11 protein-coding genes are annotated in these 10,666 nt (G+C 43.6%); 10 read left to right on the top strand and 1 reads right to left on the bottom strand.

Annotation, left to right across the window (positions count from 1 at the left end):
• Positions 1 to 133: 133 nt before the first annotated feature.
• Positions 134 to 838 (top strand): hypothetical protein, encoded by a 705-nt coding sequence (locus FWF39_RS10670; RefSeq protein WP_343383424.1) that lies wholly within the window; start codon positions 134 to 136, stop codon positions 836 to 838.
• 209 nt (positions 839 to 1,047) lie between these two features.
• Here the strand turns inward: FWF39_RS10670 and FWF39_RS10665 are convergent, their stop codons facing one another.
• Positions 1,048 to 1,545 carry an immunoglobulin-like domain-containing protein gene (locus tag FWF39_RS10665; RefSeq protein WP_343383423.1) on the bottom strand — a complete coding sequence of 166 codons (498 nt, stop codon included), beginning with the start codon at positions 1,543 to 1,545 and terminating at the stop codon, positions 1,048 to 1,050.
• Between the two features lie 293 nt (positions 1,546 to 1,838).
• On the opposite strand from FWF39_RS10665, the gene FWF39_RS10660 reads away from it, so the two are divergent.
• The 9 genes from FWF39_RS10660 to FWF39_RS10620 all read left to right on the top strand — a co-directional run bounded on the left by FWF39_RS10660 (position 1,839) and on the right by FWF39_RS10620 (position 10,439).
• Entirely contained in the window at positions 1,839 to 2,264 is a 426-nt protein-coding gene (locus FWF39_RS10660) for an FdtA/QdtA family cupin domain-containing protein (protein WP_343383425.1), read from the top strand.
• Entirely contained in the window at positions 2,224 to 2,913 is a 690-nt protein-coding gene (locus FWF39_RS10655) for an acetyltransferase (protein ID WP_343383422.1), read from the top strand. The genes FWF39_RS10660 and FWF39_RS10655 overlap by 41 nt, the downstream gene beginning before the upstream one ends.
• Positions 2,910 to 3,881 (top strand): GNAT family N-acetyltransferase, encoded by a 972-nt coding sequence (locus tag FWF39_RS10650; protein WP_343383421.1) that lies wholly within the window; start codon positions 2,910 to 2,912, stop codon positions 3,879 to 3,881. Before FWF39_RS10655 ends, FWF39_RS10650 begins: the two co-directional genes overlap by 4 nt.
• Positions 3,882 to 3,973: 92 nt before the next feature.
• Positions 3,974 to 5,638 (top strand): glycosyltransferase family 4 protein, encoded by a 1,665-nt coding sequence (locus FWF39_RS10645; RefSeq protein ID WP_343383420.1) that lies wholly within the window; start codon positions 3,974 to 3,976, stop codon positions 5,636 to 5,638.
• Entirely contained in the window at positions 5,635 to 6,543 is a 909-nt protein-coding gene (locus FWF39_RS10640; RefSeq protein WP_343383419.1) for a DUF362 domain-containing protein, read from the top strand. Before FWF39_RS10645 ends, FWF39_RS10640 begins: the two co-directional genes overlap by 4 nt.
• 5 nt (positions 6,544 to 6,548) lie before the next feature.
• On the top strand, positions 6,549 to 7,538 hold the full coding sequence (locus FWF39_RS10635) for a Gfo/Idh/MocA family oxidoreductase (RefSeq protein WP_343383418.1): 990 nt from the start codon (positions 6,549 to 6,551) through the stop codon (positions 7,536 to 7,538).
• Between the two features lie 118 nt (positions 7,539 to 7,656).
• Positions 7,657 to 9,381 carry an oligosaccharide flippase family protein gene (locus FWF39_RS10630; RefSeq protein ID WP_343383417.1) on the top strand — a complete coding sequence of 575 codons (1,725 nt, stop codon included), beginning with the start codon at positions 7,657 to 7,659 and terminating at the stop codon, positions 9,379 to 9,381.
• 58 nt (positions 9,382 to 9,439) lie between these two features.
• A complete protein-coding gene (locus FWF39_RS10625) occupies positions 9,440 to 10,264 on the top strand; it encodes a hypothetical protein (protein WP_343383416.1) in 825 nt (274 codons plus the stop codon).
• On the top strand, positions 10,233 to 10,439 hold the full coding sequence (locus FWF39_RS10620) for a hypothetical protein (protein WP_343383415.1): 207 nt from the start codon (positions 10,233 to 10,235) through the stop codon (positions 10,437 to 10,439). Before FWF39_RS10625 ends, FWF39_RS10620 begins: the two co-directional genes overlap by 32 nt.
• Positions 10,440 to 10,666 lie beyond the last annotated feature (227 nt).

The following is a 10,666-nucleotide window of genomic DNA, read 5'->3' as shown; positions in this document are numbered from 1 at the left end:
TGTTTCAAAGAAGACCGCGATGGTGGATTTAACGCTTAAACTTTGGCACGCATTAACCACTGAAGACATCTTTACAGCATTTCAAAAAACCGCATTACTTATCTTTAGGTGAACACTCTCCAAAATTTTAATGATGGACAGTGACCAAATTCAGATTGGCGGTTGGATTTTTAGTGATTATCTGGTACGCAAACATCCCATAGCACAAAACCAAAGCAACCAAGTAAAACTCAAGCCGTGTTTTGAGGTCTCGGTTGCCTCAGGGGCCAGCATGATTACCCGACGCTCACTAATTGAGAAATATGGGTTATTTGAATCCAAGATCCCGTTTTTCTATGATGATACTCTGCTCTCAGTTAAGACCTGGCTATCAGGCAAACGAGTCGTCACCATTACCGATTCGCAGGTCCGCCATATCCTAGGTGCTACCAGTGCATGGACTTTGGAGAAAACTACTTTTAATCTGCTTAGAGCCAAAATTTGTCTGCTCTTTGATGTATACTATCAACCATATGAACTCATGAAAGCGATTTTTGTCAATGTTATGGATACGTTGATAAGTACAATATATGCGCTAAAGAGTAAACGTTTAGCAGTGGTTTATGCTAATATCAACGGATTTACCTGGATGCTTGGGAATTTGAGGTTTCTGTGGCAGAACAGAAATACCCGATGGAGCAAAGCCAAGATTTCTCCCCAAGAACTCAAAGAAAAAATCGTGAAAATCCACCTGCCAGTGGCGTTATATCTTTTACCCTCAAAACTTGGCACGAACATGTTTACGTCTGCAACAGCAAATTATGAATATAAACTACACACAATACAACCAAGTAAATGAACAGAAACCAAAGGTTATTTTACCATTTTCTGTGACCATACAAAATGGTTACACTCTAAAAGTTGGGTTGGCAATTAACAGAAGTCAATTATGAGACAGGACATTTGATATCCCTTAACTCACCAAACAAAAGAGCCGCGGGAAGCATCCAATCTGCCCTCAGGGGCCAACATCAAGAGAAATTGGGGTATCGTTCCCCGAGATTCCATTTAGGGTCCATAACCACGAAGAGGCCAATCAACGGTAAAATCGACAGATGCAATGTAGTCAACATAATCACCAGAGGATTGCATATAGCTAAAATCTTTGGTAATGCGATAATTCCCAGGGCTTAACTCTCCATAGACCACTGTCCAATCTACTTCTTTTTCCTGTGTGCTGTTTCCCTCTAAAATATAACCGATCATAGTCCAGGCAATATTTTCAATGATATATGGTGGTTGACGCCACTCACCATCGACTTGTTGTTCAATAACATATGGAGAACCATATAGATATTCAGTCATACCCATATTTTTTATTGTTAGTGTGAGTCCGGTATTGGAAACCGAGTTTTCTTTTACTTCTAAAATTACAGCTTTTGAGGCAGAGGTTGGTTCTGTGTCAGAATTAGGCTCATTGCTACGGCCCATAAGTGATATGCATACCACACAGCCCGCAACCGCTATACAGAACAGAATTATCACTGCCACCACTTTTGCATTCATATCTATTTGGCTCCTCTAGGAGTACAACCACTATTTTTGCTCATGACATCTTCCATGTTAGTCCCCACTGATATATTTGTCAAGCGTTAGCTTTAGTTCTAAGTGTTAGAACACCTAGTGCTACAACCAGAACAGTGTATCGTCAATAACTATCGATCGTTTAATGTCTAATACTACGACTATAGGGCTTTAGTTTTTTTGCCTGTGGGAAATTTTTGTGTTGCTGTTTGTTGTTTTAGGAGTTTGGAGGTTTTTTAGTGCTTGTTAAACCTGGCAGGTTAGATGGTTGTCATATAGTGAATTTTCCCAAGGTGAGTGATTATCGGGGTAATCTCTCTTTTATTGAGGAGTCTAGGCAGATTCCTTTTGTGATTAAGCGTGTTTATTATCTCTATGATGTGCCCAGTGGAGCTAGCCGCGGCGGACATGCGCACAAAGAGCTTGAGCAGGTTGTTATTGCTTTGAGCGGCAGTTTTGATGTCATCTTAGATGATGGTGAGCATAGGCGTACGTTTTTTCTTAATCGACCGCATTATGGGCTCTATATTCCAGCGGGGATATGGCGGGAATTGGAGAATTTTTCATCTAATTCGGTTGCGCTTTCTTTGGTTTCGCAGGTCTATGATGAAGGGGATTATTTGCGGGAGTATGAGGAATTTAAGCGGTGGATTACAAATAATGATAATAGAGCAGGACGAGAATTTGGTAATTATCGGTGAGGGGGAAACTGCCGAGCTTGCCTGGGATTACTTTAGCCGTCTGGGGTTTAGGGTAGCGGGGTTTAGTGTTGAGCGGGCTTATCTAAAAAAGAAGCAGATGCGGGGATTGCCTGTTGTACCATTTGAGGATGTGGAGGACACCTTTAATCCGGAGTTTTATTGGGCGTTTGTTGCTGTGTCCTACACTCAGCTCAATCATCTCAGAAGCCGACTTGTATCAGCCGCCAAAAGTAAGGGTTACCGGCTTGCCAGCTACATAAGTCCCAAGGCCTGCATAGGCAGTGAAGTGGAGATCGGTGAGAATTGTTTTATTTTGGAAAATACTGCAATTCAGCGGGGTGCAAAAATCGGTGCCAATGTCACAATTTGGATTGGAAGCTCCCTTGGACATCGCACAACAGTTGAGGATAACTGTTTTTTTGCGACTAATGTGGCAGTTTCGGGGTTTTGCAGTGTGGGTAAAAACAGTTTTTTAGGAGTTAGTAGCTGCACCTCCGATGGAGTAAAAGTCGGACGGAACTGTGTCATTGGAGCCGGCGCGGTAGTTATCAAAGACACCGTGGAGGGCAGAGTTTATGCAGGAAACCCCGCAAGGGCGTTGCCGAAAAAAACCACTGAACCCTACATTTTAGGAGAGCAAACAATTTGACAACCCCTAAAGAATCCACCCAAGAGCTAAGAGCGTTAGTGTATCGATCTGAGGATAGAACTGAGTGGGATAGGTTTGTTTGTTCTTCTAAGAATGGGGTTTTTTTGTTTTGTAGAGATTACATGGAGTACCACTCACACCGGTTCACAGACCACTCCTTAATGTTTTATAATAATAGCAACAACAAACTCGTTGCACTACTGCCGGCTAGTCTTGAGGGTTCGACTCTTTGTAGTCATGAGGGTTTGACTTTTGGCGGGGTAATCTCAGCCTATGATATGAAAACGCCGTTGATGCTTCAAGTCTTTGATGCAATAAGCGCACATTGTCATAATCAGGGCATAACAGAGGTTGTGTACAAACCTACACCCTATATTTACCATTCAATCCCCGCTCAGGAAGATCTCTATGCATTATTTACCTATAGTGCGTATTTAGCGGTGCGTAATGTTTCCTCGGCTATTTATCTGCCCCATGCAAAAGGGTTTGATGCAAGCCGCAAAGACAATCTGCGCAAAGCTAAAAAAAATAATTTGACGGTACGCCAATCAGATGATTTTAACTTATTTATGCAAATTGAGGAGGAAGTGCTCATTGAGCGTCATGGTGTTAAGCCGGTGCATTCATCTGAGGAAATTAAATTGTTAGCTGAGAGGTTTCCAGATAATGTAAAGTTGTTTGCCTCTTTCAAAGATGAGGTTATGCTTGCGGGGGTTGTTATGTATGAGAGTAGTAATGTTGCTCATATGCAGTATGCAGCCAACTCTAAGGCAGGCAGAAACATTGGTGCACAAGACATAATTGAGGATTATCTCATAAAAGAGTACTATAGAGAAGATAAACGCTATTTTGACTTTGGAATCTCAACTGAGAAACAAGGGACGCTTCTAAATGTAGGGTTGATTAAGCGTAAAGAGAACTTTGGAGCAAGCGCCATTGTGTATGATACCTACAAAATCACACTATAGAGCAACAACAACGAGTTTTCGTTTGCTATCTTAGATGGTATGTGTGTATGGCGGTTGGTTCAACCGGTTGGTTGGGGTGGGTTCGTTTGTGTATGAATGTGCAGATTGCTGAAAATCAGAGGTTGTTTAAAAGAACTGTGAAACGGGCAAGTTCTGCTCTTGTTAGAGATAATTTGGCTTCGGCTATTGTTTGGGCTAAAATTGCGGCTCATTTTGCTTTTATTCGCCATCCCGGTGTCTATGCTGATTCTGAGTTGGAGAGTCTTTTATTGGATATTGCTCGTCGGATAGATCAGCAGCCTCCTGATGTGAGTGGGGCGTTTTATCTAAAGGCTAAGCCTAAAAATTTTGGTAAGATGCGTTTTCTCCATGTTCTCACTGAGAGCTATGATACCGGGGGGCATTCGTCTTTTGTGGCTAGATGGATCGAGAATACCTGTGAGAATTCGGTGCATAGTATGATAACAACTGCTCAGCACAGTGAGCTATCCGTTAGTTTGCAAAATGCGGTGGCTAAATCTGGCGGCTGGTACTGTTCGCTCACAGAGTTATCAGTGGATTTGGTGGAACAGGCGCTGCTGTTACGTCTGTTGGCTCGAAACTGGGCGGATATTATCGTTCTTTTTATTCATCCCTTTGATCCTCTGCCCATAGTTGCTTTTGGTATTGAGGGGGGTCCACCGGTAATTTTGTGCAATCATGCAGATCATGCGTTTTGGCTAGGAAACACCATAGCTGATGTCACCGTAGATTATCACAGCTCAGCAACAAAACTAAACCAGAATCGCCGAGGGATAAAAAAGGCCAAACTCTTACCCATTCCCCTCACAAAAAAAGAGCACATAGCTCAGAGTAACAAGATGCGTGAGCAGTTGGGGTTTAGTGAGCAAGATGTGATTTTACTAACGGTGGGACGGTTTGAAAAGTTCTATCCGTTTGGGGGTTATGATTTTCTTGAGGTTATGGTCCAATTTTTAGAGAAGCATCCAAAGGTAAAGCTGGTTGCAGCTGGACCCAAATATAGGGGCCGATGGAAAGAGGCCTCAGCGGGGGTGGAGAATAGAATTCAGGCCTTAGGAACTCTGGAACACTCAGAGCTTGAAAATTATTATGCTATATCTGATGTGTATGTGGCGAGTTTTCCCTGCGGCAGCGGAACAGCCTTGCTTGAAGCCGCGATGCATAGTCTGCCCATTGTGGGTTTACATATTGAGAAATTGCCGCATCTAAGCCTAGAAGATGACGTAGGATTTAAAAAATTAAAAGTCCATCAAACATCAATTGACGATTTTTTGCAGGCACTCGAATTTGCGGTACTAAACGTCCACTCAAATCAACAAAAAAATAGAGCCGAAACTATTAAAAGAAATATAGAAAAAGAACATTGTGCACCAGACTGGAACAACTATCTAGATACCATACTACAATCACTACCCTCTCAACACGCTATCTATGCACCTCAAAGCTTAGAAAAAGAAACCGACTACACCGATGTGTACTGGGAAGTACTAAGCGCACATATGATGACAAATGAACAACCCCAACATTCCCTTAACCGACTAATACGCACCTATGGCAACCAACTCTCCAAAACCGAGTGGACAAGCGCTCAAACAAAAAATCTATACGCCACATTTCTTAGAATAAATAACCTCCAAAAAACCAAACAATTTCTCCTAGACCTCAAAGAATTCCTCACCAACAACCCCACCAGCCAAAACAAAAAAACAAGTAAAAAGGAGCCGCAGATAGCATGAGCCTGGTAAGCTTAGTAAAAATTCCAAACCACAACAACACTGACCACCCCCTCAAACAGGCCCTAACCCAATCACTAAACCTAATCAACTATACCTTTGATAGGAGCATACGCAAAATTGTGATTAAACCCAACTTGTGCTACTACTGGGACGCAACCACCGGCCAAACAACCTCACCGCATTTTGTAAGCACCCTTATTGATTTAATCCGCACCCAAATCCACCCCGAGGCCGATATTACCATTGTAGAATCCGATGCCTCAGCGATGCGCTGCAAATACGCCTTTAAGATGCTAGGTTACACAAAGCTTGCAGAAGAAAAACAGGTACGACTAGTCAATCTCACCGAGGATCAAACAACAAACCGACGTATCCGTTGCAACGGCAACACCTACAATTTTATGGTGCCAAAAACCATCCAAGAAGCCGAGCTAAAAATCAATATTGCCCACATAAAATACACGGTTGAGCCCATCAAGCTTACTTGTGCGCTCAAAAACATCTTTGGTTGTAATCCAACACAAAAAAAAGCCAAATATCACTCCGATCTGGGTAATGTTATAGTTGCTCTAAACAAAGCCATGCCTTTCAACTTGGCACTCGTTGATAATACCATTGCTACAGGGGTTCAGCCGCGCAGAATGGATTTGGTTATGGCTAGTCAAGACCCGGTTGCGCTGGATTGTGCCGCGGCAAAAATTGCTTGGCTCAACCCTGCCAAAATCGCCTATTTTAGAACTGCGGAACAGGAAGGCGTTGGAAAGCGTACATACATTTTACGGGGAGAATCCTTGGAGACGTTTAGGGAACTCTATCCTAAAGCGCCAATTAATATGAAATTCAAAAAACAACTCAAAAAGACGCTGGTAACGGTTGGGTTGGGTAAGCGAATGGGGTTGGTGTGAGCAGTATGGAGAGTAAAACGTTGCAACTGGGGCTTATTGGAGCGGGTGGTGTTGGTCAACTGCATCTAAAACATGGTTTGATGCTTAGCGGTGCAGCTGTTACAGCAGTTGCAGATACGGCTAAGCCTGTTTTGGAGCGGGCAAAAGCGTTGGGTATTAAAAATATCTATACCGATTACATCGAGATGCTTAAAAATCCTCAGATTGATGCGGTTATAATTGCGTTGCCTACGTTTCTGCATCATAGATGTGCTCTTCTTGCCGCAGATGCGGGGAAGGATATTTTTCTTGAGAAACCCATAACTGTCAATGTTCAAGAGGCCCAAGAGGTTATCATGGCGGCTCAGCGCAATTCGGTAAAGCTGATGATAGGTTATCCTATGCGGTTTAATCCTCGATTTCTTAAACTTAAAGCAGACTTGGCGGAGGGGTTGATTGGGGATGCGGAGAATGTGCATGCAACTTATGTGTGCTCGGGTCCCTTTGGGCATCGCTCAGATGGCCACTCACCGACACCTGTGCCTGATTGGTGGTTTAATGCGCAACTAAGCGGCGGCGGGGTTCTTGCGGATTTGGGATGTCATCTAATCAATCTGTTGCGGATGCTATTTGGTGAAATTGTGGATATCAAAGGCCAGTTTGGCTACCGCTACCACATGGAGTTCGAGGACTCGGCTATGTGTCTGGCGCGCTTCACCTCAGGCACCCTAGCAGCCATAAATGTGGGCTGGTATGCACAAGAGTATCTTTTGCGACTCGACGTTTTAGGAAGCGTCAAAAACAGCACAATTGGACACATGCCACCCAAAACCATACCAGCCGCCTACCAAATGCTCACCAAAGGCATCTCAGAGTTTAACCAACCCCACTTTGATGAACTCCAATACTTTGTAAACTGTCTCCACACCAACCAAGAACCCACACCCACAGGACTAGATGGACTCAAAGATTTAGAAGCCATATCCCAAGCATACACAAACAAAATAAACATCTAAACAACAAACAATTAACACATTATTATTAGATTTTTTTGTGCAACATGCATGTAGTTGGTTCTTTACAAGAAATAGGTCTGTTAAGTAAGCGAATTATGGGTATTTTTGGGGTGATGGGTTGGCTAAGGCGTTAGAGATGGGTAAGACCTCGGCTACGGGTAGTTTTCATTTGTTGTTGGGTGTTGCGGGTTCTACGATTATTATGGCTATAGGTACCATTGCTTTGGGGATGTTGCTTCCTGCGGAGGGAGTTGGACTCTATGGTATGGCGTTGATTCCTGCAACGATGATTAATTTTTTTAGGGATTGGGGGGTCAACTCGGCGATAACAAAACAAATCGCGTCTTTGAGAGGAGCTAACAAAGATGCCGAGATTCATGATGTTATTGTTTCAGGGATTGTTTTTGAGGTTTTAAGCGGCGTTGCTTTGTCTTTGATTTGTTTTGCGATTGCATGGCCACTGGCCTACATAATCAGCCCCCAAAATGCCTCCGAGTTATCACTCTACATTGGCATTATGTCTATTTCGGTGTTTGCCGGAGCTATCGCAGCTGCTGCGGGGGGTGTTTTTGTGGGTTATGAGCGTATGAAGCTTAACAGTTTCACTCAAATCAGCCAAGCTATAATTAAAACTGTTCTGGGTCCTTTGCTTATTGTGATTGGGGCTGGGGTTTTGGGTGCGGTTGTTGCTACGATGGTATCTGTTTTGGCAGGCGGCGTCATTGCCATTGTTTTGGTGTATTATGCTCTGTTTAGACCTCTGCGGAAATGTAAGACGGGTAAGTGTGACATAAAACAAACGCTTAGGCCTATGCTAAGATATGGCTTGCCCCTAACGGCCTCAACCATAGCGGCGGGTGTGTTGCCGCAGGTTTTCTCGTTTGTTATGGCTATTTATGCGGGTACTTGGATGATGGGGAACTATTTTACTGCCGCAAATTTTGCGGTGCTACTCACATTTGTTTCTATTCCAACTGCGACCGCTCTGTTTCCAGTTTTTGCAAAACTAGATCCTCAAAAAGAACCTGAGACGCTAAAAACGGTGTTTGCTTTCTCGGTGAAATATACTGCGTTGCTCTTGGTTCCAGCGACCATGGCCCTAATTACTTTGGCGGTGCCCTTAGTTCATACCCTGTTTCCCATGGATGGTATTTTTCAGTCGCTCTTTGTTGCCGGTGCAGAGCCCAAATTTCCTTTCGCACCGCTTTTTTTAGCTCTATCTGCAGTGGTTAATCTGTTTGTGCTCTTTGGCAATGTCAGTTTAGGAACCTTTCTAATCGGTATTGGCGAAACAAAGCAACTTATGAAACAAAGTGCTGTGTCTTTGGCAGTGGGATTGCCTCTGGCGTATTTTTTGGTTAGTTATGCGTTTTCTCTTGGCGGCGCAAATACGCAGCTCTCAGCTGCTTATGCAGTGATGGGCGGGTTGGTGGGTTCGCTTATTGCAAGTATGCCCGGTATGATTTGGGGGCTGGTTTGGAGCTGGAGGAAATATCATGTTCGGGCTGATTTTGGAGTTTCAGGCAAAATATTTGCCGCATCATTCTGTGCATCTCTGGGATCGTTTGTATTGATTAGTTTTTTGAGTTTACCCTATGCTATAGTTTTGGTTGTGGGGTTTTTGGTGTTTGTGGGAGTGTATCTTGTTGCCGCTCCGGTGTTTGGCGCGGTTAATCGGGGCGATATTGAGAATTTTCGCACCATGTTTGCAGGACTAGGAATTGTTTCCAAATTTCTCAATGTGCCATTATTGTTTATGCACAAAATATGCCGCCGTGGGACCATTGAACCACAGGTTTCAGCCGAGACCATGTCCCCACCCATTGATAGCCAGAAGCCTTAAAGCCAACGTGCCAAGTAGTAATTTAGAGTAAATTTCGTGTTTTTACGAGGTTAATTTTATGTCATCTACTAGAAATTCTTCAAGCATACTTATTGCGGGGATATTCTTAGCCGCAGGGGGTTTTTTGCTGTTTTTCTCATTTCTCTCCGAGATGCAAATACCTGCATTTGTGGGCTTAGGTTTAACCTTTTGGGGTGCCATTTTTGCTTTGACGCGAAGCGGTAACTATGTGGATAGCCGCCTCTTAGATAGCAGTGCGCAGGTCACCTATGCTACCATTGATCGGATGGTTAACGAATTAAAATACAGTGGATATGGTTACTACATTCCGGCCTATCCCAAAGATGTTGCACTACCCGATTATCTGAAGAATTTGCGTGAACCCACGGTTTTTATCTCTGATAGTTTTGATGGGAAACCCTCGCTGGATGAGTTGGCGCAGAACAAATTCATATCCACTCAAACCCGAGGCGTCTTTGTAACCTCACCGGGAGCAGGCATCATGGCACAAATTGAGCAACAACTCAGATTAGATCTTAGCAAAATTAGTCTAGATGAACTTGCCGATATCTTTCCTAAATTTCTCGCAGAACGGCTAAATTTAGCTAAATCTGCAAATTTGGTGTTGACCGCTCAGGGAGCCGAGTTTAGGGCCAGAGGTCTTGTCTATGAGAGCCTATACAACCCCCAGAGCAACCCCAGGAGTCGGAGTTTGTTAGGATGCCCAGTTGTTAGTGCAGTAGCCTCAGCCCTTGCCAAAACTTCGGGTAAAACGGTTGTTATCTCAGAGCAAAAGAGTTTGCCGGGAAACGGCGTGTTTGTAGTATATGTTTTTGTTGGGAGACAAAAAAATGAACTTCCCCCTAACAATCCCCGATATTAGCCTCTGGCTGGCAGTGACAGCAATTATTCTGCTGATCACCTCCGAATTACTCTACTCATCAGCGGCGTTTTCAGCCAAGATTCAACTCGATAGAAACCTCTTACGTCTGCTGGCCATAGGTTGCGGTTTAGGGTTTATGCTAACCGTACTTATACGCTTTGCAGGCCTAGCCTAACAACAAATTAGTATGCACGGTTTTGTGTGCTGTCGGTTTTCTGTTAGCCTTTGGCTACAACCGACACTCACCTAGGGGTTAGTCTAAATTATCTGATGGAACCTATATTGCTTTGACCGCATTATAAGTTAGGATATAGATGTTTTAGTTTACCTCTTGCTTGTTTTGTGGTAAAATGCCAATCTATCTGCTTACCCGAACCATTTCGATCTGCCGCCCAAACCGAC

The sequence above is a fragment of the Candidatus Bathycorpusculum sp. genome, assembly GCF_009778815.1.
In the GTDB taxonomy this organism is placed as follows: domain Archaea; phylum Thermoproteota; class Bathyarchaeia; order Bathyarchaeales; family Bathycorpusculaceae; genus Bathycorpusculum; species Bathycorpusculum hydrogenotrophicum.
Note: the sequence above shows the minus strand (reverse complement) of the source record. Positions and strands in the feature narration are given on the sequence as shown.

What these genes read in the sequence shown, in the direction of transcription:
- FWF39_RS10670 (WP_343383424.1), top strand. Translation starts at nt 134, where the DNA reads ATGGACAGTGACCAAATTCAGATTGGCGGTTGGATTTTTAGTGATTAT.
- FWF39_RS10665 (WP_343383423.1), bottom strand. Translation starts at nt 1,545, where the DNA reads ATGAATGCAAAAGTGGTGGCAGTGATAATTCTGTTCTGTATAGCGGTT.
- FWF39_RS10655 (WP_343383422.1), top strand. Translation starts at nt 2,224, where the DNA reads ATGATAATAGAGCAGGACGAGAATTTGGTAATTATCGGTGAGGGGGAA.
- FWF39_RS10645 (WP_343383420.1), top strand. Translation starts at nt 3,974, where the DNA reads ATGAATGTGCAGATTGCTGAAAATCAGAGGTTGTTTAAAAGAACTGTG.
- FWF39_RS10640 (WP_343383419.1), top strand. Translation starts at nt 5,635, where the DNA reads ATGAGCCTGGTAAGCTTAGTAAAAATTCCAAACCACAACAACACTGAC.
- FWF39_RS10635 (WP_343383418.1), top strand. Translation starts at nt 6,549, where the DNA reads ATGGAGAGTAAAACGTTGCAACTGGGGCTTATTGGAGCGGGTGGTGTT.
- FWF39_RS10625 (WP_343383416.1), top strand. Translation starts at nt 9,440, where the DNA reads ATGTCATCTACTAGAAATTCTTCAAGCATACTTATTGCGGGGATATTC.
- FWF39_RS10620 (WP_343383415.1), top strand. Translation starts at nt 10,233, where the DNA reads ATGAACTTCCCCCTAACAATCCCCGATATTAGCCTCTGGCTGGCAGTG.